Below are 21,430 nucleotides of genomic sequence, written 5' to 3'. Positions count from 1 at the left end.
GTGGTCTGCGGCCGGGTGACCGCCAGCGGCCGGAGGCGGCGTGACCAGGGGGCTGTGGGGATCAGGATGATCTTCCTGGAGTCGCCGCCCTCGCGCCGCCGCGGCCGCGGACCACACGGCCAGGACACGGCAACCGGTAGTCCCCGGGCACCGGCCGTGTCGCGGCACCCCCGCCGACCTTGGACAAACTGACGGCCCACGCCCCCCGCCGCCGCCATCCGCACGAACACCTGCCGGCGACAGCGGGCAGCCAGACGGCAGAGAGAGAAGACACGTGCTCGACGTCAACTTCTTCGACGAGCTGCGCATCGGCCTCGCCACGGCGGACGACATCCGCCAGTGGTCACACGGCGAGGTCAAGAAGCCGGAAACGATCAACTACCGTACCCTCAAGCCGGAGAAGGACGGGCTCTTCTGCGAGAAGATCTTCGGTCCGACCCGGGACTGGGAATGCTACTGCGGTAAGTACAAGCGCGTTCGTTTCAAGGGCATCATCTGCGAGCGCTGCGGTGTCGAGGTCACCCGCGCCAAGGTGCGTCGGGAACGGATGGGCCACATCGAGCTGGCCGCGCCGGTCACCCACATCTGGTACTTCAAGGGTGTCCCGAGCCGGCTCGGCTACCTGCTCGACCTGGCGCCGAAGGACCTTGAGAAGGTCATCTACTTCGCCGCCTACATGATCACAAATGTGGACACGGACGCGCGCCACCGCGACCTGTCCACCCTCGAAGCCCGGATCTCCGTCGAGAAGCAGCACCTCGAGGACAAGAAGAACGCCGACGTCGAGACCCGGCAGAAGAAGCTGGAAGCCGACCTCGCCCAGCTGGAGGCCGAGGGCGCCAAGGGCGACGTCCGGCGCAAGGTGCGGGAGGCGGCCGAGCGCGAGATGCGCCAGATCCGCGACCGCGCGCAGCGGAAGATCGACGATCTGGACCGGGTGTTCGATCGTTTCAAGAGCATGAAGGTCCAGGACCTCGAGCCGGACGAGCTGCTCTACCGCGAGCTGCGGGACCGGTTCGGCCAGTACTTCGAGGGCGGTATGGGGGCCGAGGCCCTGCAGCGCCGGCTCGTCGACTTCGACCTGGCGGCGGAGGCCGAGTCGCTGCGGGAGACCATCCGCAGCGGCAAGGGACAGAAGAAGGCCCGGGCGCTGAAGCGTCTCAAGGTCGTCTCGGCCTTCCTCAACACCCGCAACTCCCCGAACGGGATGGTGCTCGACTGCGTCCCGGTGATCCCGCCGGACCTGCGCCCGATGGTGCAGCTCGACGGTGGCCGGTTCGCCACGTCCGACCTCAACGACCTCTACCGCCGGGTGATCAACCGGAACAACCGGCTCAAGAGGCTGCTCGACCTCGGCGCGCCCGAGATCATCGTCAACAACGAGAAGCGGATGCTGCAGGAGGCCGTCGACGCGCTGTTCGACAACGGCCGCCGCGGCCGGCCGGTGACCGGGCCGGGCAACCGTCCGCTGAAGTCGCTGTCGGACATGCTCAAGGGCAAGCAGGGCCGGTTCCGGCAGAACCTGCTGGGCAAGCGCGTCGACTACTCCGGCCGTTCGGTCATCGTCGTCGGCCCGCAGCTCAAGCTGCACCAGTGCGGCCTGCCCAAGCAGATGGCACTCGAGCTGTTCAAGCCGTTCGTGATGAAGCGGCTGGTCGACCTCAACCACGCGCAGAACATCAAGTCGGCCAAGCGCATGGTGGAGCGGGCCCGCCCGGTCGTCTGGGACGTCCTCGAAGAGGTCATCACCGAGCACCCCGTGCTGCTCAACCGCGCGCCGACCCTGCACCGGCTGGGCATCCAGGCGTTCGAGCCGCAGCTCGTCGAGGGCAAGGCCATCCAGATCCACCCGCTGGTCTGCACCGCGTTCAACGCGGACTTCGACGGGGACCAGATGGCCGTACACCTGCCGCTGTCCGCGGAGGCGCAGGCCGAGGCGCGCATCCTGATGCTGTCGAGCAACAACATCCTCTCGCCGGCGTCCGGGCGTCCGCTGGCCATGCCGAGCCTGGACATGGTGACCGGGGTGTTCCACCTCAGCCGGATGGCCGCGGGTGCCCGCGGCGAGGGCCGGGCGTTCTCCAGCGTGGCCGAGGCGCAGATGGCCTTCGACGCCCGGGAGATCGAGCTCCAGGCGAAGATCAAGGTGCGGCTGCGCGACACCACGCCGCCGCTGGACTGGACCCCGCCGCCCGGCTGGGCCACCGGCGACCTGTTCACCCTGGAGACGACCTTCGGTCGCTGCCTGCTCAACCAGGCGCTCCCCGAGGGCTACCCGTTCCTGAACTACCTGATGAACAAGAAGGCCCAGGCCGCGATCGTCAACGACCTGGCGGAGCGCTACCCGAAGATCCAGGTGGCCGCGACGCTGGACGCGCTGAAGAGCGCCGGCTTCTACTGGGCCACCCGCTCGGGGGTGACCGTCGCGATCGAGGACGTTGTCGCGCCGCCGAACAAGGCGCAGATCCTCGACGAGTACGAGCAGCGGGCCGAACGGGTGCAGAAGCAGTTCGACCGCGGCTTCCTCTCCGACGACGAGCGCCGTGCCGAGCTGGTCCAGATCTGGAACGAGGCGACGAACAAGGTCGCCGAGGCCATGGAGGCCAACTTCCCGGAGACCAACCCGGTCGCCGTGCTGGTCAACTCCGGGGCCGCCGGAAACATGATGCAGATCCGGCAGCTCGCCGGGATGCGCGGACTGGTCGCCAACCCCAAGGGCGAGATCATCCCACGTCCGATCAAGGCGAACTTCCGCGAAGGGCTGAGCGTGGTGGAGTACTTCATCTCCACGCACGGCGCCCGCAAGGGTCTGGCCGACACGGCGCTGCGGACCGCGGACTCCGGGTACCTCACCCGGCGTCTGGTCGACGTCAGCCAGGACGTCATCGTCCGTGAGGACGACTGCGGCACCGAGCGCGGCATCGCCACCCGCATCGCGCGCAAGGGAGCGGACGGCGTGCTCGTCCGCGACCGTTACGCCGAGACCGCGGCCTACGCGCGCACGCTTGCCTCGGACGCGGCGAACGCCGCCGGTGACGTGGTGGTACCGGCCGGCACCGACCTCGGCGACGTGGTCATCGGCAAGATCATCGATGCCGGGATCGAGTCGGTGAAGGTGCGTTCCGCCCTCACCTGCGCGGCCCGGATGGGTGTCTGCGCGCAGTGTTACGGCCGGTCGCTGGCCACGGGCAAGCTCGTGGACGTCGGCGAGGCCGTCGGTATCGTCGCCGCCCAGTCCATCGGTGAGCCCGGCACCCAGCTGACGATGCGTACCTTCCACAGCGGTGGCGTCGCCGGCGACGACATCACCCAGGGTCTGCCCCGTGTCGTGGAGCTGTTCGAGGCCCGTTCCCCCAAGGGCAAGGCCCCGATCAGCGAGGTCTCCGGGCGGGTGCGCATCGAGGAGACCGAGAAGACCGTCAAGGTCGTGGTCATCCCCGACGACGGCAGCGAGGAGATCTCCTACCCGGTCTCCCGCCGGTCGCGGCTGAAGGTCGAGGAGGGCCAGCGCATCGCAGTCGGTCAGAAGATCGTCGACGGCGCGGTCGACCCGCACGAGGTGCTGCGCATCCTCGGCCCGCGTCAGGTGCAGCTCCACCTGGTCGACCAGGTGCAGGAGGTGTACCGCTCGCAGGGTGTGTCCATCCACGACAAGCACATCGAGATCATCATCCGGCAGATGCTCAAGCGGGTGAACGTGCTGGAGTCGGGGGAGACCACGCTCCTGCCGGGCGAACTGGTCGAGCGGGCCCGGTTCGAGGAGGAGAACCGTCGGGTGGTCGAGACCGGCGGCCAGCCGGCTTCGGCCCGTCCGGTCCTGATGGGGATCACCAAGGCGTCCCTGGCGACCGAGTCGTGGCTGTCGGCGGCATCCTTCCAGGAGACGACCCGGGTGCTCACCGACGCCGCGATCAACGCCCGGTCGGACTCGCTGGTCGGCCTGAAGGAGAACGTCATCATCGGCAAGCTCATCCCGGCGGGTACCGGCATCTCGCGGTACCGCAACATCCGGGTCGAGCCGACCGAGGAGGCACGGGCGTCGGTGTACTCGGTCAGCGGCTACGACGAGGGCGCGAGCGTGGAGTACGGCGCGTTCGGCACCGGCAGCGGCCAGGCCGTCCCGTTGGACGACTTCGACTACCGCAGCACCGGCGGCGACTACCGGTAGTTCTCGCTACCCGATAGTTCCTGCCACGGAGCGCCCCGGCGGCCCAGGTAGGCGTCCTTACCAGACGTCCACCCGGGCCGCCCTGCTGTGTGGAGCTTGCTGCGTGGAGGCGACCCACCGGTGACCGGTGCGGACCACCGGCGGGAGCGGCCGTCGCCCCGGCGAGGACCGCATGCGGCGACACGCGACGGCAGCATGCGACAGATGCCGGCATGCGATGACGGAGCGTGCGACGGCCGGCTGGAGAGACGGTCAGCCGAAGAAAAGCCTGTGCCCGGACCACTGTGGCGTGTGGTCCGGGCACAGGCTTTTTCTGACTCTTCCGCGGTGAGCTGTTCCGTCGCTTTCCGCAGTGGGTTTCTCCGGCGGGTCTTTTACCGGCTACCGTTCCTGCTCCTTCGCAGGGCCCGGTCAGCCGGGCCGCGGGCCAGCCGGGCGTAGATACCACCGCTGCGGGAGCCGGTCGTGCGGCCCGGCCTCCATCACCGTGCCGTTCTCCAGCACGTAGATGCGGTCGGCGGCGACGGTCATCGTCGCCCGGTGGGCCACGATGAGACAGCTTCTCTCGGCGAGCAGACGTTCCAGGGAGGCGCGCAGCAGGTCCTCGGTCAGGGTGTCGAGGTTCGACGTGGCCTCGTCGAGGACGACGGTCCGCGGGTTCTGGACCAGTACGCGGGCGATGGACAGCCGTTGCCGTTCTCCGCCGGAGATCTGGTGGCCGTTGTGCCCCAGTGGGGTGTGAATCCCCTCCGGCAGCGAACGCACGAGCGTGACCAGCCCGGTCGCCTCCAGAGCGGCCCACAGTTCGTCGGTCGTCGCGGCCGGATTCCCGAAGCGGAGATTTTCGGCGACGCTACGACGCTGGACGAACGGCTCCTGCGACACCAGACCGACCGCGGCCCGGGCTGCGGCGGGGGAGAGCCCGCCGGCGTCGCAGCCGCCGAGCAGGACACGCCCACTGGTGGGGGTGAGCAGGCCGCTGGCGAGATGGCACAGCGTGGTCTTCCCGGCGCCGCTGAACCCGACGACGGCCACCATCTCGCCGCGGCCCACGGCGATGTCGACGCAGCGCAGCGCCCACCGGGGAGCGGGCACGTCAGGCGCGTAGGAGTAGGAGACGTTCTCCAGGACGAGATCGCCATGGGCCGGCGGACGCTGGGCGTCCTCGGAGCCGGAAGCCACCGGGCCCGCCGGTGGCGTGGCGCCCGCGGGCGGATGCGGCCGATCGGCCGTGGTCAGTGGCCTGACATTGCTGCGGTCGCCGGCCGGCGTCGTCCCCAGCGGGATGTCGAGAAAATCCAGGATGCGGACGAGGGAGGCCTCGCCGTCGAAAAGCTGGGTACGCAGGTCGGCGAAGCCGGCAATGGAACGGAACGCCAGCAGGAGCACGCTGAGAAAGGCCACGAAGGTGCCAACCGTCATCGTCTGGTTCAGGGTGAGCCACACCCCGAACCCGATCACGGTCATGGTCGCCAGCACCGAACTGGCCGCGGCGATGAGCTGCAGGCGGGCGAAGACCTGCACGCGGGTGCGGGCGGCCGTCGAAATGGCCGCGCCCAGCCGGTCGAACTCCTCCTGACCGGTGTGCTGCGCGCGGAAGGCGCGCAGGTGCAGCGCTCCCGCCGGCCCGGTCAGCTCGATGAGATGATCGGCCAGCCGGCTGAGCCGTTCGCTTTCCACCCTGGAGATGGCCCGGACGCGTCCGCGTACCAGGCGCAGCAGGACGAGCGGGACCACGCCGATCGCGGCCACGGCGAACGCGAGACGCCACTGGAGCAGGTAGGCGACCACCCCGGCCACGACGAGTTCGACCGCCATGGTCGCGATGGCCGGCAGACAGAAGGCGGCGGCGGTGCGCACCCTGACGGTGTCGATGGTGAACAGGGTGATGACGTCACCGTGCCGGGCCCGGGCGATGTGGGGAAACGGCAGCGCGATCGCGTGCTGGTAGAGGTCACGCCGGATCCGCAGCGCGAGTTTCTCGCTGAAATAGCCAACCAGTATGTATCGCAGGGTCGACACCACGGCGCTGAGCACAAAGGCGCCGAGGATGAGGAGGACCGGCAGGAGTATGCCGTTCGTCCGCAGTCGCAGCAGCCAGCCGTCGATCAGGTTCCGAATCGCGAACGGCGCGGCCACCAGGGTCGACACGCCCAGCAGGGAAAGCGCGGCGTGCGTGGCGGCTGCCCTGTTCTGGTCCCGGATGAAATATTCGACGCGGGCGGCCGCGGGATTTCCGGTGAGCCAGGCGAACAGGCGCCCGTAGAGCCAGGACACACCGGCGGTGGTCTTCGGGAATGTCGTCCCCGCCGAGGTCTGTTGGTGGGTCGGCTGCCCGATCCACCTGTTGGTCCCGGTGGACGACCGGCGAGATGTCGTCATTGTGAGCCGCCTGCCTGGTGCGGTCCGGAGGTCAGTCGTCGCGGTGCGCGGTGCTGGATGCGTCCACCGTGCTGTCGACGGCCGTTTCCGGACCGGCGATCGCGTGGGGGATGGTGGCGGGAGCGGCGTCGGGGGTCGCCTCGACAGTGACCTCGGGGTCCGCGTCGACGGCTGTGCCCGGGCCGGGGCGGGCGGTCACGGGCTGGCTGCCGTGGTCTTCGTCCCGCTGCTCGGCGCAGGCGTCCGGCAATTTCGGAAGCGTTTTTCTGGGAATTTCCTCGGTGCTGCGGAAAACGGATATCTCGACATCGTCGGACACCTCTATGACCAGCCCGATGGTGCTTGACGGACTAATTTCCGCGTGGCCGGGGAGGGGGAAGTGAGTAGACATTTGTCCTCCATCGAGGTCGGCCGGACGGGACGGTAGCAAAACCGAATTTATCGGGACGCCGATTACCGGGCAAGGATTCAACATCATGACTCGGCTCACAGCTTTCGTGGTACCCGGGTATTTGGTCTCGAACGCGACATGTGCGCTACGACAAACGTTGTGACGTGCCGGCGGATTCTTTTGACGACCGGACGGTCCGCGGTGTTTTCGCAGGTGGCGGGGGTGCCGGCGGAGCAGGGTCCGGGCCGGTGGCACCGGCCCGGGAAAGCGGTTCGTCGGCCGCGGTACACCGCCGCGGTCGGCAATCGGACGGTCGGGGTACGCACGCCGCGGTCGAGTGTGCGGCGGCTGGGCGAGGCCCGGCCACGATGGTGGTGCGCGGTGGGTATTTTGGCGGCGGCGGTGTTGCCGGGCCTCGGTGTCGCCGGGCTGGCGTGCCCGTGGTGGCGGCGCGAGCAGGATGTGGCGGGGGGGCTGGGTGAACCGGAAGCGGGCGCTGTTCGTACGGCGGCTGTCCGAGATCCTTCAGCTCGCCGAGTCCGAGGTGGTCGACCGCCTCTGCCTGGACCGCCGCCCCGGCGTCCGGGTCAACCGGCTCTCACCGCTGGGCGTGGCGACGATCCACCGCGCCATCGCGGATCTCGGGCTCACCCTCGACCCGCTCGACTGGTGTCCCGACGGCTATCTCCTGCGCGGCGACAAGCGGGTGCTGTCGCGCTCGGAGGTGTTCGGCGGCGGTCATGCCTACATCCAGAACATCTCCAGCCTGGTGCCGGCGCTGGCTCTCGCGCCCGCGCCCGCGCCCGCGCCGGACGAGTCGATCATCGATCTGTGCGCGGCGCCGGGCGGTAAGACGGCGCACATCGCGGCGCTGGTCGGTAACGAGGCGCGCCTGTGGGCCAACGACGGCATCGCGCCCCGGCTGGAGAAACTGCGCGCGGTCACCCGGCAGTTCCACGTCCGCCTGGCCGAGACGAGCTGTCACCCGGCGCAGTATGCCGACAAGTTCATAACGGAGCGTTTCGACCGGGTGCTGCTGGACGCCCAGTGCAGCGGTGAGGGCCTGGTCGACCTGCGGTCGTCCGCGGCGCTGCGGTACTGGACCGAACAGCGGGTGATCGACTACGGCTGGCTGCAGCGCAAGATGCTGGTGGCGGCCTGCCGGCTGCTGCGCCCCGGCGGCGTCCTGGTGTACTCCACCTGCACGTTCGGCCCGGAGGAGAACGAGGCGCCGTTGAGCTACCTGCTGCGTCACCATCCCGTCGAGGTGTGCCCGATCGAGGTCGACATCGACGGCTTCGCGCCGGACGCGTGGCGGCCGGGCCTGCGCCACTGGCGGACCGAGACCTTCCATCCGGCGCTCGCCGATGCCCGGCGCATCCTGCCGGGCCCGGCGTTCGAGGGCTTCTTCGTCTGCAAGCTGCGGAAGCTGCCGGGCTGACGCTGCCGGGCTGGCCGGGCTTTCCTCGCAACGCCGCCACCCTGGAAGCACTCTGCTATCACAACATTCCATCACTGTGGCGTCGTCGGCGCCGGGAGGTGCGCGCGCTTCCCACTGGCGCCGCGGGTTCCGGCGGCCCTGCCTGCCCCGCCGGCGCGGGGGAGGCGGCTACCAGTGGCACGTGGGGTACCCCGATTCGACACAGCCGTCGGCGGGTCTGTAGTCTCGGTTTCTGCGGCGCTGTGCGTTGCAAGGTTGACCTGTGTCCTGCGCCATCCCATGGCCATTCCGTGACACTGTGGCCCGTCCTGCCGGGCCTGTGGTGTCAGGGGCGGCCCGGCCTTCACCAAGGCGGGCGGGCGTACTCCCATGGCAGACCGTCCCGGTTGTCGGGCTGCTCCCAGGGGTCGCGACACGCCCGACCGCGTGGGTCGGACAGCGTGGGCCGGGCACAGGCGAGATGACGGCAGGTACCGGCAGGAACGGAACAGGAACGGGAGCGGCGTTGCCGACGATCCAGCAGTTGGTCCGCAAGGGCCGGCAGGACAAGGTCGAGAAGACCAAGACCCCGGCGCTCAAGGGGAGCCCGCAGCGTCGTGGCGTGTGCACCCGCGTCTACACGACCACGCCCAAGAAGCCGAACTCGGCGCTGCGCAAGGTTGCCCGGGTCCGGCTCCACAGCGGGATAGAGGTCACCGCCTACATCCCGGGGGTGGGACACAGCCTGCAGGAGCACTCGATCGTCCTGGTTCGCGGCGGCCGGGTGAAGGACCTTCCGGGCGTCCGCTACAAGATCGTTCGCGGGACGCTGGACACGCAGGGTGTCCGCAACCGCAAGCAGGCGCGCAGCAAGTACGGAGCAAAGAAGGAGAAGGCCTGATGCCACGCAAGGGCCCGGCTCCCAAGCACGTCGTCGTCGTCGATCCGGTCTACGGCTCACCGCTGGTGACAGCGCTGGTCAACAAGGTTCTGTTCAGCGGTAAGAAGTCGCTGGCCGAACGGATCGTCTACGGGGCGCTCGAGGGCGCTCGGGAGAAGACCGGCAACGACCCCGTGGTCACGCTCAAGCGCGCTCTCGACAACGTCAAGCCGACGCTGGAGGTGCGCAGCCGCCGGGTCGGTGGCGCCACCTACCAGGTGCCGGTCGAGGTGCGCGCGAGCCGGAGCACCACCCTCGCGCTGCGCTGGCTGGTCGGCTACGCCCGGCAGCGCCGCGAGAAGACCATGACCGAGCGCCTCATGAACGAGCTGATCGACGCCAGTAACGGTCTCGGCGCGAGCGTGAAGCGGCGCGAGGACACCCACAAGATGGCGGAGTCCAACAGGGCCTTCGCCCACTACCGCTGGTAACCGACAATGTCTGCTGACGTACGTGCCGCGCTGGCCGCGACCCGCAACATCGGGATCATGGCCCACATCGACGCGGGCAAGACCACGACCACCGAGCGGATCCTGTTCTACACCGGCGTCAACTACAAGATCGGTGAAGTCCACGACGGCGGCGCCACGATGGACTGGATGGAGCAGGAGCAGGAGCGGGGGATCACCATCACCTCCGCGGCCACCACCTGTACCTGGCGCGACCACACCATCAACATCATCGACACTCCGGGGCACGTCGACTTCACCGTCGAGGTGGAGCGGTCGCTGCGGGTGCTCGACGGTGCGGTCGCCGTCTTCGACGCCGTGGCCGGTGTGGAGCCGCAGAGCGAGACCGTCTGGCGCCAGGCCGACCGTTACAACGTCCCGCGGATCGCGTTCGTCAACAAGATGGACCGGGTCGGCGCGGAGTTCCACCGGTGCGTGGAGATGATGGTCGACCGGCTCGCCGCGACCCCGGCTGTCATCCAGCTGCCGTGGGGCGTCGAGGCCGACTTCAAGGGCATCATCGATCTGATCCGGATGAAGGGCCTGCTCTGGCACACCGAGGACAAGGGCGCCTCCTACGAGACCGTCGACATCCCGCGTGACCACCTGGAGGCCGCGCAGGAGTGGCGGGACAAGCTCATCGAGACCGTCGCCGAGAACGACGACATCCTGATGGAGCTCTACCTCGAGGGTGAGGAGCCGACCGAGGAGCAGCTGCGGGCGGCGCTGCGCCGGGGCACGCTGGCCGGAGCGCTCAACCCGGTGCTGTGCGGGTCGGCGTTCAAGAACAAGGGCGTGCAGCCCATGCTCGACGCCGTCGTCGACTTCCTCCCGAGCCCGCTGGACATCGGCGCCACCGTTGGTCACGCCATCGGCCGTGAGGACACCGAGGTCTCCCGCGAGCCGGACGAGAGCGAGCCGTTCGCCGCACTCGCCTTCAAGATCATGACGGATCCCTACGTCGGGAAGCTGACCTACATCCGGGTCTACTCCGGCCGGCTCACCTCGGGCTCCCCGGTGCTGAACTCGACCAAGGACCGCAAGGAGCGCATCGGCCGCATCCTCCAGATGCACGCCAACCACCGGGAGGACCGCGAGGGTGTCGGCGCAGGTCAGATCGTCGCGGTCGTCGGTCTGAAGAACACCACGACCGGTGACACGCTGTGCGACCCGAACGCCCCGGTCATCCTGGAGTCGATGACCTTCCCGGCCCCGGTCATCAGCGTCGCGATCGAGCCGAAGACCAAGGCCGACCAGCAGAAGCTGGGAACGGCCATCGGCCGGCTGGCCGAGGAGGACCCGACCTTCCAGGTCCGCACCGACGACGAGACCGGGCAGACGATCATCGCGGGCATGGGTGAGCTGCACCTCGACGTGCTCGTCGACCGGATGCGCCGCGAGTTCGGCGTCACCGCCAACGTCGGCAAGCCGCAGGTCGCCTACCGGGAGACCATCCGGCGCAAGGTCGAGAAGGTCGACTACACGCACAAGAAGCAGACCGGTGGCTCCGGGCAGTATGCCCGAGTGATCATCGATCTCGAGCCCTCCGGCGGCGACGGCGGCGGCTACGAGTTCGAGAACAAGGTCACCGGCGGTCGCATCCCGCGTGAGTACATCCCGTCGGTCGACGCCGGGTGCCAGGAGGCGATGGAGTTCGGCGTGCTCGCCGGATACCCCCTCGTCGACGTGAAGGTCACCCTGACCGACGGTCAGTACCACGACGTCGACTCGTCCGAGCTCGCTTTCAAGATCGCCGGTTCGATGGCGTTCAAGGAGGCGGCGCGGCGGGCCGACCCGGTGCTGCTCGAACCGATGATGGCGGTCGAGGTCACCACCCCCGAGGAGTACATGGGTGACGTGATCGGCGACCTGAACTCACGGCGCGGGCAGATCCAGGCCATGGACGAACGGTCCGGCGCGCGCATCGTGAAGGCGATCGTCCCGCTGTCGGAGATGTTCGGCTACGTCGGGGACCTGCGCTCGAAGACCTCGGGGCGAGCGGTCTATTCGATGCAGTTCGACTCCTACGCCGAGGTTCCGGCGGGGGTCGCGAAGGAGATCATCGCGAAGGCGCGCGGAGAGTGACCGGTGGCCGGGCGTGGTGGCCCCGTCCGGGGGTCGCTCGCGGATCCGGCACCACTATTGATCATTAGCAGGCTACAAGTGGCCGGCAGGCGGCGCGATCACTTCTCTCGCGCCGCCGGCGGTCCCAGGACCACCAGCACGGCACGACACCACCCGTCCTTGGAGGGACACCCGTGGCGAAGCAGAAGTTCGAGCGGAACAAGCCGCATGTCAACATCGGGACCATCGGTCACATCGACCACGGCAAGACCACGCTGACCGCGGCCATCACCAAGGTCCTGCACGACGCGCACCCGGACCTGAACCCCTTCACGCCGTTCGACCAGATCGACAAGGCGCCGGAGGAGAAGGCCCGCGGCATCACGATCTCGATCGCCCACGTCGAGTACCAGACCGACAACCGGCACTACGCTCACGTCGACTGCCCCGGCCACGCCGACTACATCAAGAACATGATCACCGGCGCGGCGCAGATGGACGGCGCGATCCTCGTCGTCTCGGCGACCGACGGCCCGATGCCGCAGACCAAGGAGCACGTGCTGCTCGCCCGCCAGGTCGGCGTGCCCTACATCGTCGTGGCGCTGAACAAGGCCGACATGGTCGACGACGAGGAGATCCTCGAGCTTGTCGAGCTGGAGGTCCGGGAGCTGCTGAGCTCGTACGAGTTCCCCGGCGACGACGTGCCGGTGATCCGGGTCTCGGCGCTCAAGGCGCTGGAGGGCGACAAGGAGTGGGGAGCCAAGCTCCTCGAGCTCATGCAGGCCGTCGACGACTCCATCCCGGAGCCGGAGCGCGACATCGACAAGCCCTTCCTGATGCCGATCGAGGACGTCTTCACGATCACCGGTCGTGGCACTGTCGTCACCGGTCGCGTGGAGCGCGGTGTCGTCAAGGTCAACGAAGTGGTCGAGATCGTCGGCATCCGGCCGGAGGTCACCACGACGACCGTCACCGGTGTGGAGATGTTCCGCAAGCTGCTCGACGAGGGGCGTGCCGGTGACAACGTCGGCCTGCTCCTGCGTGGTGTCAAGCGTGAGGACGTCGAGCGCGGCCAGGTCGTCACCAAGCCGAAGTCGATCACTCCGCACACCAACTTCGAGGCGCAGGTCTACATCCTCAGCAAGGATGAGGGTGGCCGCCACACCCCGTTCTTCAACAACTACCGCCCGCAGTTCTACTTCCGTACCACCGACGTGACCGGCGTGGTGACCCTCCCCGAGGGCACCGAGATGGTCATGCCGGGCGACAACACGGAGATGACGGTCGAGCTCATCCAGCCGATCGCCATGGAGGAAGGCCTGCGGTTCGCCATCCGCGAGGGCGGTCGCACCGTCGGTGCCGGTCGCGTCACCAAGATCCTGAAGTAGTCGCTGCGGCGGCGGGCCCGCTATGCCCCATCCAGGGCATATGACCCGCCGCTTGCGCAGTGTACGCACCTGACAACAAGCGGTACATCCGGCGGCAGCTCCGGCCAAGGAACGGACCCTGCGGGGCCTGCCAGCCGGACGAGACAGACAGGACAGGCGAAGCCCACCATGGCGGCACAGAAGATCCGCATCCGGCTCAAAGCCTACGACCACGAGATCATCGACAGCTCGGCCCGCAAGATCGTCGAGACGGTGACGCGGACTGGTGCGCAGGTCGCGGGACCGGTGCCGCTGCCGACGGAGAAGAACGTCTACTGCGTGATCCGGTCGCCGCACAAGTACAAGGACAGCCGCGAGCACTTCGAGATGCGCACGCACAAGCGGCTGATCGACATTCTTGACCCGACGCCGAAGACGGTCGACTCGCTGATGCGCCTCGACCTTCCCGCCGGTGTCGACATCGAGATCAAGCTTTAAAGGGGCCGGCGCAGTCATGCTCAATCGCAACTACAGGGGGCTCCTGGGCACCAAGCTCGGGATGACCCAGGTATGGGACGCGAACAACCGCGTCATCCCGGTCACGGTGATCAAAGCTGGGCCGAACGTGGTGACGCAGGTCAGGACATCCGACCGGGACGGCTACTCGGCGGTCCAGCTCGGCTACGGCGAGATCGACCCCCGCCGGGTGACCCAGCCGCTGCGCGGCCACTTCGCGCGCGCCGGGGTCCCGCCGCGGCGGCATCTGGTGGAGCTGCGCACCGCGGACGCCACCAACTACCGCCCCGGCCAGGAGCTGACCGGCGAGATCTTCTCCGCGGGCAGCATCGTGGACGTGACCGGCACATCCAAGGGCAAGGGCTTCGCCGGTGTGATGAAGCGGCACGGCTTCAAGGGCCTCGGCGCCGGCCACGGCGTCGAGCGCAAGCACCGCTCGCCCGGATCGGTCGGCGGGTGCGCCACCCCCGGCCGCGTCTTCAAGGGCCTGCGGATGGCCGGGCGGATGGGGCACGAACGGGTCACCACCGCCGGCCTGACCATCCACGCCGTCGACACCGAGCGCGGCTTCCTGCTGGTCAAGGGCGCGGTTCCCGGCCCGGACGGCGGTCTGGTGCTCGTCCGCAGCGCGGCCAAGCGGCCCGCGCCGGCGGACTTCGAGCCCGTCGCCGAGCCGGCCACGGCATCCGCCACCGGTGACGTCGCGACGTCCAGCGAGGAGGTATCGGCATGAGCGCAGTGACGGCGTCGGCGCGCCGGCGGCCACTGGCCGCCGACGACGAGCGGAGCGCGCCGCCACAGACCCGCACGGTCGTCGTCCACGCCCCCGCCGGTGGCGAGGCCGGCAGCGTCGACCTGCCGGGTGAGATCTTCGACGTGGCGCTGAACGTGCCGCTCATCCACCAGGTGGTGGTGGCGCAGCTCGCCGCGGCCCGGCAGGGGACCCACTCCACCCGCACCCGCGGCGAGGTCCGCGGCGGTGGGCGCAAGCCGTACCGGCAGAAGGGCACCGGCCGGGCCCGGCAGGGCTCGCTGCGCGCCCCGCAGTTCACCGGCGGTGGTGTGGTGCACGGCCCCAAGCCGCGTTCCTACGAGCAGCGGACGCCGAAGAAGATGAAGGCCGCCGCGCTGCGCGGGGCCCTGTCCGACCGGGCCCGGGGCGGCCGGGTGCACGTCGTGTCGTCGTTCGTCAGCGGTGACACGCCGTCGACGAAGACCGCGGTCACCGCCCTGCGGACGATCACGGATGTCCGGCGGGTGCTGGTGGTGGTCGACCACACCGACGAGCTCACCTGGAAGAGCCTGCGCAACATCCCCAGCGTGCACCTGCTCGACCCCGGCCAGCTCAACACCTACGACGTGCTGGTCAGCGACGACGTGGTGTTCACCCGCGACGCTCTGGCCACGTTCGTGGAGCGGGCGCTGGCGCCGATCTCCCGTGGTGCGCGGACCGCTTCCGACGAGCCGGCGGCACCGGCCGGTGCCGACGAGGACGCGGCAGCCGAGGAGGAGGCCAAGTGAGCGCCGACCCGCGCGACGTGATCATCAAGCCGGTCGTCTCCGAGAAGAGCTACGGCCTGCTGGACGAGAACGTCTACACCTTCATCGTCCATCCGGACGCGAACAAGACCGAGATCAAGCTCGCGGTCCAGCGGATATTCAACGTCCGGGTCCTCAGCGTCAACACCAGCAACCGGGCGGGCAAGCGCAAGCGCACCCGTACCGGCTGGGGGCAGCGCAAGTCCACCAAGCGGGCCATGGTCGCGCTGGCGCCGGGGGACTCCATCGAGATCTTCGGGGGTCCCGGTGCGTGACATGCAGGCCGACGAGTACGCAGCCGTCCGCGGCCAGTGCCCCACCGGGCCTGGCCCGCGGGGACGAGGACACGGTGGGTGACGATGGGGATTCGTAGGTACAAGCCGACGACGCCGGGGCGCCGCGGCGCGAGCGTGTCCGACTTCGTCGAGATCACTCGTGACCACCCGGAGAAGTCGCTGGTCCGCCCGCTGCACTCCAAGGGCGGTCGCAACGTCCACGGGCGCATCACCACCCGGCACCAGGGCGGTGGCCACAAGCGTGCCTACCGCCTGATCGATTTCCGGCGGGACAAGGACGGCGTGCCGGCCAAGGTCGCCCACATCGAGTACGACCCGAACCGCACCGCCCGGATCGCCCTGCTGCACTATGCCGACGGGGAGAAGCGCTACATCCTCGCCCCGGTGAAGCTCCGGCAGGGTGACGTGGTCAGCTCGGGCCCGACCGCCGACATCAAGCCCGGCAACGCCCTCCCACTGCGCAACATCCCCACCGGCACGGTGGTGCACGCCATCGAGCTGCGTCCCGGCGGCGGTGCGAAGATCGCGCGCAGCGCGGGGGCGAGCGTCCAGTTGGTCGCCAAGGACGGTCCCTTCGCCCAGCTGCGGATGCCGTCCGGGGAGATCCGCAACGTCGACGTCCGCTGCCGGGCCACGGTCGGGGAGGTCGGCAACGCCGAGCAGAGCAACATCAACTGGGGCAAGGCCGGCCGGATGCGCTGGAAGGGCCGCCGCCCCACCGTCCGTGGTGTGGCAATGAACCCGGTCGACCACCCGCACGGTGGTGGTGAGGGCAAGACCTCCGGTGGCCGCCACCCGGTGAACCCGAAGGGCCGTCCGGAGGGGCGCACCCGCAGGACCCGCAAGGAGAGCGACGCGCTGATCGTCCGTCGTCGGAAGCAGAACAGGCGGCGGTGATCACGATGGCGCACACCCGGCGGCACCCAACGTACGACCACCGATTCTGAGCGGGAAGGAGGAGACACACGCCATGCCACGCAGTCTGAAGAAGGGCCCGTTCGTCGACGACCACCTGCTCAAGAAGGTGGACCTGCAGAACGCCAAGGGCACGAAGAACGTCATCAAGACCTGGTCGCGGCGCTCGACGGTGATCCCGGACATGCTCGGTCACACGATCGCCGTGCACGACGGTCGCAAGCATGTCCCGGTGTTCATCACCGAGGGAATGGTCGGCCACAAGCTCGGCGAGTTCGCACCGACGCGGACCTTCCGCGGCCACGTCAAGGAGGACCGGAGGTCACGCCGTGGCTGACGCTCTTGTCGACGGGGTGACCCGCTCCGGGCTGGCGGGCGCCCGCGCGTCGGCCCGTTACGTCCGGGTGTCGCCGACGAAGGCCCGCCGGGTCATCGACCTGGTGCGTGGCCGCTCGGCCAGCGAGGCCCTCGACATCCTCCGGTTCGCCCCGCAGGCGGCCAGCGAGGACGTCTACAAGGTGGTCGCGAGCGCGGTGGCCAACGCCGAGCACAACCACGGCCTCGACCCGGCCACGCTCTGGGTCGGTGAGGCCTTTGTCGACGAGGGCCCGACCCTCAAGCGCATCCGTCCACGGGCCCAGGGCCGTGCCTACCGGATCCGCAAGCGGACCAGCCACATCACGGTTGTCGTGGAGAGCCGGCCGCCGGTCGCGGGAACCCGCGGCGCGAAGAGCACAGGGAGGGCCCGGTAGTGGGTCAGAAAGTCAACCCGCACGGGTTCCGGCTGGGTATCACCTCGGAGTTCACCTCCCGCTGGTACGCCGACAAGCAGTACAAGGCGTACGTCGGCGAGGACGTGAAGATCCGGAAGATGATGTCCCGGGGCATGGAGCGCGCGGGTATCAGCCGGGTCGACATCGAGCGCACCCAGGGCCGGTTGCGGGTGGACATCCACACCGCCCGTCCGGGGATCGTCATCGGACGCCGTGGCGCCGAGGCCGACCGCATCCGTGGCGACCTGGAGAAGCTGACCGGCAAGCAGGTCCAGCTCAACATCCTCGAGGTGAAGAACCCCGAGGTGGACGCCCAGCTCGTCGCGCAGGGCGTGGCCGAGCAGCTCTCCAGCCGGGTCAGCTTCCGGCGGGCGATGCGCAAGGCCATGCAGTCGGCGATGAAGGGCGGCGCCAAGGGCATCCGGGTGCAGTGCTCGGGACGCCTCGGCGGTGCCGAGATGAGCCGCTCGGAGTTCTACCGTGAGGGCCGGGTGCCGCTGCACACGCTGCGCGCCAACATCGACTACGGGTTCTACGAGGCCCGGACAACCTTCGGGCGCATCGGCGTGAAGGTCTGGATCTACAAGGGTGATGTCGTGCAGAGCCGGGCGGAGCGGGAGGCCCAGGAGGCGCTGCAGCGGCAGCACCGCCGGGAGCGTCCGCGCCGCGGGCCGCGGTCGGGCTCGTCCGGTACCACCACTGGCGGTACCGACGCCGGCCGGGCGGCGGCCCGTCAGGGTGAGCGCCGTGGCCGTGGCCGTGGTGGCGGCGGCGCTGGCGCGGGTGCGGGTGGCGCGAGCGGCGCGAGCGGCGCGGCTGAGGCCACGCCGGCCCCGACCCCGGCGGCTCCGGCAACCCCGACGGCCCCGGCAGCCCCGACGGCCCCGGCGAGCTCCGAGGCCGCGGCCTCCACAGCACCGGCCGCGTCTCCGGCCGACACCGCTGGGCCCGCCGCTGGCGCGGCCACCCAGGAGACGGAGGGCTAGAACGATGCTGATTCCCCGTAAGGTCGCACATCGTAAGCAGCATCATCCTGGACGTGACGGCGCGGCCAAGGGTGGGACCAGACTTGCGTTCGGCGAGTTCGGCATCCAGGCGCTCGAGCCGGCCTACGTGACGAACCGGCAGATCGAGTCGGCGCGTATCGCGATGACCCGCCACATCCGTCGTGGTGGCAAGGTCTGGATCAACATCTACCCGGACCGTCCGCTGACGAAGAAGCCGGCCGAGACCCGGATGGGTTCCGGTAAGGGCTCGCCCGAGTGGTGGGTCTCCAACGTCAAACCCGGGCGCGTGCTGTTCGAGCTGTCCGGTGTCGCCGAGCCGGTGGCTCGGGAGGCGATGCGGCGCGCCATTCACAAGCTGCCGATGAAGTGCCGGTTCGTCACCCGTGAGGGAGGTGCGTGATGGCGACCGCGACCGCGGACGAGCTGCGGGCCCTGTCCCGGCAGGATCTGGCGGACAAGCTGCGGGAGGCCAAGGAGGAGCTGTTCAACCTCCGTTTCCAGGCCGCGACCGGCCAGCTCAGCAGCAATCACCGGCTGTGGGTCGTCCGGCGTGACATCGCGCGTATCTACACGGTGCTGCGCGAGCGTGAGCTGGGTCTTTCCGAGGACCCGGAGCTGGTGGAAACCGGCGTGGCGGTCGCGGCTGACCTCGACCAGGCGCAGGCCGAGCAGGCACAGACGGCTACCCAGGCGGAACGGGCGTGAGTGGGATGACAACAGACGACACCCCGACGACGGACGGCGCGGCGACGGACGCGGGGCACGACGCGTCGGCGGCAAAGGTCGACCGTGGCTTCCGCAAGGTCCGCGAGGGCCTGGTGGTCAGCGACAAGATGGCCAAGACAGTGGTCGTCGCCGTCGAGGACCGGGTGCAGCACCCGCTCTACGGTAAGACGATCAGGCGCACCAAGAAGATCAAGGCACACGACGAGAACAGCACCAGCGGCGTCGGCGATCGGGTCCTGCTGATGGAGACCCGGCCGCTGTCGGCGACGAAGCGCTGGCGTGTGGTGGAAATTCTGGAGAAAGCCAAGTAGGTCGACCCGCTGACGGCGACGCGACGATGGCCGGCGCGTCGCCTGGGCAGCGGCAGGCCCGGATAGATGGCCCGACGGCGACGTGACGAGTCCGGCGCGTCGCCGCGGGCCGCACAGTAGGTCCAGCGAGCCGGCCGCCGGCAGGCGGGCGCCGACGCAGTTCGGGAGCGGGAAGTGATCCAGCAGGAGTCGCGACTTCGGGTCGCCGACAACACGGGTGCCAGGGAGTTGCTGTGCATCCGCGTACTCGGTGGTTCGGGGCGTCGTTATGCCGGCATCGGCGACATCATCGTCGGGACCGTGAAGGACGCCCTGCCCGGGGCTGGCGTCAAGCGTGGTGACGTGGTCAAGGCGGTCGTCGTACGCACTACCAAGGAGCGTCGTCGCCCTGACGGCTCCTACATCCGGTTCGACGAGAACGCCGCCGTGCTCATCAAGGACGGCGGGGATCCCCGAGGCACGCGTATCTTCGGGCCGGTTGGTCGCGAATTGCGTGACAAGAAGTTCATGAAGATCATTTCACTGGCGCCGGAGGTGCTGTGACCGTGGCCGGAATGAAGATCAGAAAAGGCGACACGGTCCAGATCATCACGGGCAAGGACCGGGGTCTGCGGGGGAAGGTCATCAGAGCCTTCCCGGCCGACGACAAGGTGCTCGTCGAGGGAGCCAACCGGGTCACCCGGCACACTCGGGTGAACACCTCGGCCCGCGGTTCGCAGTCCGGGGGGATCATTACCCAGGAGGCGCCCATCCATGTCAGCAACGTCATGATCGTGGATCCCTCCGACAACCGTCCCACCCGGATCGGCTACCGCGTCAACGACGACGGTACGAAGGTGCGGATCTCCCGCCGTACCGGCACCGAGCTGTAGCCAGCCATGGCTGGTGTGATCGAAGGGGCCGTTGCCGGCGTCCGGGTGGCCGCCGCTGGCGTTCCTGCCGGCCTGCGTGCCCTCCGGGCACGTGGTGCCTCCTGCGTTCCCGCCGGATCGCGGTGGGGATCGCCGTCCGTTGGGCCGAGGCTGCAAGGAAACGAGAGATGACAACTACCACTGAAGCCCGTCCGCTGCCGCGGCTGAAGCAGCGGTATCGCGAGGAGATCGCGACGGGCCTGCGCGAGCAGTTCCAGTACGCGAACGTGATGCAGATCCCGACCGTGGTCAAGGTCGTGGTCAACATGGGTGTCGGGGACGCCGCCCGGGACGCCAAGCTCATCGACGGCGCGCTGCGGGACCTTGCTTCGATCACCGGCCAGAAGCCGGCCGTCCGGCGGGCGAAGAAGTCCATCGCGCAGTTCAAACTGCGCGATGGCATGCCCATCGGCGCGAAGGTGACCCTGCGCGGCGACCGGATGTGGGAGTTCCTGGACCGGCTGGTCTCGATCGCCCTGCCGCGTATCCGTGACTTCCGGGGGCTGTCGCCGAAGCAGTTCGACGGTGCCGGCAACTACACTTTCGGCGTCATCGAGCAGTCGATCTTCCACGAGATCGACATCGACCGGATCGACCGGGTCCGCGGGATGGACATCACGGTTGTCACGAGCGCGACCACCGACGACGAGGGCCGCGCACTGCTGAGGGCGCTGGGCTTCCCGTTCCGCGAGAGCTAGCCGGCGGCCCTGAGAAGCCACTGGTCGAGGGTCATGCGAAAATTTTTTCGGATGGCCGGCGGCCTGGGAGAGGCTACCGGCCAAAGGCTGTGCGAAGATTTTTCGCACAGCCGGCGGCCCTGGAAGAAGTGCCGGCCAAAGGCTGCGCGAAGATTTTTCGCACGGCCGGCGGCCCTGGAAGAAACAGGTCAGATGGCGAAGAAAGCACTGGTTGAGAAGGCGATCCGCAAGCCGAAGTTCGGCGTGCGGGGCTACACCCGTTGCCAGCGGTGCGGGCGTCCGCGGTCGGTCTACCGCGCGTTCGGCCTCTGCCGGGTCTGCCTGCGGCAGATGGCGCACCGCGGCGAGCTTCCAGGAGTCACCAAGAGCTCGTGGTAGGAGCTCCCGGTGACGGCCGCCCGGCACGCCGTGTCGGGGCGACGACGGGTCCGCCGGTCGTCGCGCCCGGCGGATCGCGCCGGCGCTGGCCGCACGGGCCACGGAAGCTGACGCACACCACCCACCGTTCGCGGTAGGCCCCACGACCCTGTGTCGCGGGGAACCCTCGCGAGGAAGGT

General features: G+C 69.1%; 23 protein-coding genes. 21 read left to right on the top strand and 2 right to left on the bottom strand.

Translation table 11 applies throughout. The features are described from left to right. Window positions 1-274: 274 nt before the first annotated feature. Window positions 275-4,168, top strand: coding sequence for a DNA-directed RNA polymerase subunit beta' (locus CM1CMNOD_RS18545; RefSeq protein ID WP_013875121.1), 3,894 nt, complete (start codon window positions 275-277; stop codon window positions 4,166-4,168). Between the two features lie 411 nt (window positions 4,169-4,579). On the opposite strand, the gene CM1CMNOD_RS18540 is transcribed toward CM1CMNOD_RS18545, so the two are convergent. Beyond that, window positions 4,580-6,550 carry an ABC transporter ATP-binding protein gene (locus CM1CMNOD_RS18540; protein WP_013875120.1) on the bottom strand — a complete coding sequence of 657 codons (1,971 nt, stop codon included), beginning with the start codon at window positions 6,548-6,550 and terminating at the stop codon, window positions 4,580-4,582. Between the two features lie 31 nt (window positions 6,551-6,581). After that, the gene (locus CM1CMNOD_RS18535) at window positions 6,582-6,941 is read right to left on the bottom strand and encodes a hypothetical protein (protein ID WP_013875119.1); all 360 of its coding nucleotides are present in this window, start codon (window positions 6,939-6,941) and stop codon (window positions 6,582-6,584) included. A 478-nt stretch (window positions 6,942-7,419) separates the two neighbouring features. Between CM1CMNOD_RS18535 and CM1CMNOD_RS18530 the strand changes: the two genes are divergently transcribed. The 20 genes from CM1CMNOD_RS18530 to CM1CMNOD_RS18435 all read left to right on the top strand — a co-directional run bounded on the left by CM1CMNOD_RS18530 (window position 7,420) and on the right by CM1CMNOD_RS18435 (window position 21,251). Further along, complete coding sequence (locus CM1CMNOD_RS18530) at window positions 7,420-8,382, top strand: RsmB/NOP family class I SAM-dependent RNA methyltransferase (protein WP_043604046.1); 963 nt, start codon at window positions 7,420-7,422, stop codon at window positions 8,380-8,382. Window positions 8,383-8,887: 505 nt separating this feature from the next. Beyond that, window positions 8,888-9,262 carry a 30S ribosomal protein S12 gene (gene rpsL, locus CM1CMNOD_RS18525; RefSeq protein ID WP_013875117.1) on the top strand — a complete coding sequence of 125 codons (375 nt, stop codon included), beginning with the start codon at window positions 8,888-8,890 and terminating at the stop codon, window positions 9,260-9,262. Then, window positions 9,262-9,732 (top strand): 30S ribosomal protein S7, encoded by a 471-nt coding sequence (rpsG, locus tag CM1CMNOD_RS18520; protein WP_013875116.1) that lies wholly within the window; start codon window positions 9,262-9,264, stop codon window positions 9,730-9,732. The genes rpsL and rpsG overlap by 1 nt, the downstream gene beginning before the upstream one ends. A 6-nt stretch (window positions 9,733-9,738) precedes the next feature. Continuing rightward, window positions 9,739-11,835, top strand: coding sequence for an elongation factor G (gene fusA / locus CM1CMNOD_RS18515; RefSeq protein ID WP_013875115.1), 2,097 nt, complete (start codon window positions 9,739-9,741; stop codon window positions 11,833-11,835). A gap of 173 nt (window positions 11,836-12,008) precedes the next feature. After that, window positions 12,009-13,202, top strand: coding sequence for an elongation factor Tu (gene tuf / locus CM1CMNOD_RS18510; protein WP_013875114.1), 1,194 nt, complete (start codon window positions 12,009-12,011; stop codon window positions 13,200-13,202). 168 nt (window positions 13,203-13,370) lie between these two features. Continuing rightward, window positions 13,371-13,679, top strand: a complete 309-nt coding sequence (gene rpsJ, locus CM1CMNOD_RS18505) for a 30S ribosomal protein S10 (RefSeq protein WP_013875113.1) — start codon at window positions 13,371-13,373, stop codon at window positions 13,677-13,679. Window positions 13,680-13,695: 16 nt separating this feature from the next. Beyond that, window positions 13,696-14,430 carry a 50S ribosomal protein L3 gene (rplC, locus tag CM1CMNOD_RS18500; protein ID WP_013875112.1) on the top strand — a complete coding sequence of 245 codons (735 nt, stop codon included), beginning with the start codon at window positions 13,696-13,698 and terminating at the stop codon, window positions 14,428-14,430. Further along, the gene (gene rplD, locus CM1CMNOD_RS18495; RefSeq protein ID WP_013875111.1) at window positions 14,427-15,218 is read left to right on the top strand and encodes a 50S ribosomal protein L4; all 792 of its coding nucleotides are present in this window, start codon (window positions 14,427-14,429) and stop codon (window positions 15,216-15,218) included. Before rplC ends, rplD begins: the two co-directional genes overlap by 4 nt. Further along, complete coding sequence (gene rplW, locus CM1CMNOD_RS18490) at window positions 15,215-15,511, top strand: 50S ribosomal protein L23 (RefSeq protein ID WP_013875110.1); 297 nt, start codon at window positions 15,215-15,217, stop codon at window positions 15,509-15,511. Before rplD ends, rplW begins: the two co-directional genes overlap by 4 nt. 84 nt (window positions 15,512-15,595) lie before the next feature. Beyond that, window positions 15,596-16,429, top strand: coding sequence for a 50S ribosomal protein L2 (gene rplB, locus CM1CMNOD_RS18485; protein ID WP_013875109.1), 834 nt, complete (start codon window positions 15,596-15,598; stop codon window positions 16,427-16,429). A gap of 73 nt (window positions 16,430-16,502) precedes the next feature. Beyond that, window positions 16,503-16,784 (top strand): 30S ribosomal protein S19, encoded by a 282-nt coding sequence (gene rpsS / locus CM1CMNOD_RS18480; RefSeq protein WP_013875108.1) that lies wholly within the window; start codon window positions 16,503-16,505, stop codon window positions 16,782-16,784. Beyond that, window positions 16,777-17,199 (top strand): 50S ribosomal protein L22, encoded by a 423-nt coding sequence (gene rplV / locus CM1CMNOD_RS18475; protein ID WP_013875107.1) that lies wholly within the window; start codon window positions 16,777-16,779, stop codon window positions 17,197-17,199. The genes rpsS and rplV overlap by 8 nt, the downstream gene beginning before the upstream one ends. Then, window positions 17,199-18,206, top strand: coding sequence for a 30S ribosomal protein S3 (gene rpsC, locus CM1CMNOD_RS18470; protein WP_013875106.1), 1,008 nt, complete (start codon window positions 17,199-17,201; stop codon window positions 18,204-18,206). The genes rplV and rpsC overlap by 1 nt, the downstream gene beginning before the upstream one ends. Window positions 18,207-18,210: 4 nt before the next feature. Next, complete coding sequence (gene rplP / locus CM1CMNOD_RS18465; protein ID WP_013875105.1) at window positions 18,211-18,627, top strand: 50S ribosomal protein L16; 417 nt, start codon at window positions 18,211-18,213, stop codon at window positions 18,625-18,627. Further along, window positions 18,627-18,932: a 50S ribosomal protein L29 gene (gene rpmC, locus CM1CMNOD_RS18460; protein WP_013875104.1), complete on the top strand. Its 306-nt coding sequence runs from the start codon at window positions 18,627-18,629 to the stop codon at window positions 18,930-18,932. The genes rplP and rpmC overlap by 1 nt, the downstream gene beginning before the upstream one ends. Before the next feature lie 5 nt (window positions 18,933-18,937). Beyond that, complete coding sequence (rpsQ, locus tag CM1CMNOD_RS23730; protein ID WP_043604042.1) at window positions 18,938-19,264, top strand: 30S ribosomal protein S17; 327 nt, start codon at window positions 18,938-18,940, stop codon at window positions 19,262-19,264. Between the two features lie 174 nt (window positions 19,265-19,438). Then, the gene (gene rplN / locus CM1CMNOD_RS18450) at window positions 19,439-19,807 is read left to right on the top strand and encodes a 50S ribosomal protein L14 (protein WP_013875102.1); all 369 of its coding nucleotides are present in this window, start codon (window positions 19,439-19,441) and stop codon (window positions 19,805-19,807) included. Between the two features lie 11 nt (window positions 19,808-19,818). Continuing rightward, a complete protein-coding gene (gene rplX, locus CM1CMNOD_RS18445) occupies window positions 19,819-20,136 on the top strand; it encodes a 50S ribosomal protein L24 (RefSeq protein WP_043607140.1) in 318 nt (105 codons plus the stop codon). A gap of 167 nt (window positions 20,137-20,303) precedes the next feature. Then, complete coding sequence (rplE, locus tag CM1CMNOD_RS18440; protein ID WP_013875100.1) at window positions 20,304-20,873, top strand: 50S ribosomal protein L5; 570 nt, start codon at window positions 20,304-20,306, stop codon at window positions 20,871-20,873. A gap of 192 nt (window positions 20,874-21,065) precedes the next feature. After that, on the top strand, window positions 21,066-21,251 hold the full coding sequence (locus tag CM1CMNOD_RS18435) for a type Z 30S ribosomal protein S14 (protein ID WP_013875099.1): 186 nt from the start codon (window positions 21,066-21,068) through the stop codon (window positions 21,249-21,251). The last annotated feature ends 179 nt before the right edge of the window (window positions 21,252-21,430 follow it).

This window comes from Protofrankia symbiont of Coriaria myrtifolia, assembly GCF_900634755.1.
Classification (GTDB): Bacteria; Actinomycetota; Actinomycetes; order Frankiales; family Frankiaceae; genus Protofrankia; species Protofrankia coriariae.
Note: the sequence above shows the minus strand (reverse complement) of the source record. Positions and strands in the feature narration are given on the sequence as shown.

Bases quoted from the DNA above. Each gene is read 5' to 3' on its own strand.
- rpmC (WP_013875104.1), top strand. From the start codon at position 18,627: ATGGCGACCGCGACCGCGGACGAGCTGCGGGCCCTGTCCCGGCAGGAT.
- rplC (WP_013875112.1), top strand. From the start codon at position 13,696: ATGCTCAATCGCAACTACAGGGGGCTCCTGGGCACCAAGCTCGGGATG.
- rplE (WP_013875100.1), top strand. From the start codon at position 20,304: ATGACAACTACCACTGAAGCCCGTCCGCTGCCGCGGCTGAAGCAGCGG.
- rplB (WP_013875109.1), top strand. From the start codon at position 15,596: ATGGGGATTCGTAGGTACAAGCCGACGACGCCGGGGCGCCGCGGCGCG.
- CM1CMNOD_RS18540 (WP_013875120.1), bottom strand. From the start codon at position 6,550: ATGACGACATCTCGCCGGTCGTCCACCGGGACCAACAGGTGGATCGGG.
- rplX (WP_043607140.1), top strand. From the start codon at position 19,819: ATGAAGATCAGAAAAGGCGACACGGTCCAGATCATCACGGGCAAGGAC.
- CM1CMNOD_RS18435 (WP_013875099.1), top strand. From the start codon at position 21,066: ATGGCGAAGAAAGCACTGGTTGAGAAGGCGATCCGCAAGCCGAAGTTC.
- rplP (WP_013875105.1), top strand. From the start codon at position 18,211: ATGCTGATTCCCCGTAAGGTCGCACATCGTAAGCAGCATCATCCTGGA.
- fusA (WP_013875115.1), top strand. From the start codon at position 9,739: ATGTCTGCTGACGTACGTGCCGCGCTGGCCGCGACCCGCAACATCGGG.
- rpsJ (WP_013875113.1), top strand. From the start codon at position 13,371: ATGGCGGCACAGAAGATCCGCATCCGGCTCAAAGCCTACGACCACGAG.
- CM1CMNOD_RS18535 (WP_013875119.1), bottom strand. From the start codon at position 6,941: ATGTCTACTCACTTCCCCCTCCCCGGCCACGCGGAAATTAGTCCGTCA.
- rpsQ (WP_043604042.1), top strand. From the start codon at position 18,938: ATGACAACAGACGACACCCCGACGACGGACGGCGCGGCGACGGACGCG.
- rpsS (WP_013875108.1), top strand. From the start codon at position 16,503: ATGCCACGCAGTCTGAAGAAGGGCCCGTTCGTCGACGACCACCTGCTC.
- rplD (WP_013875111.1), top strand. From the start codon at position 14,427: ATGAGCGCAGTGACGGCGTCGGCGCGCCGGCGGCCACTGGCCGCCGAC.
- rpsG (WP_013875116.1), top strand. From the start codon at position 9,262: ATGCCACGCAAGGGCCCGGCTCCCAAGCACGTCGTCGTCGTCGATCCG.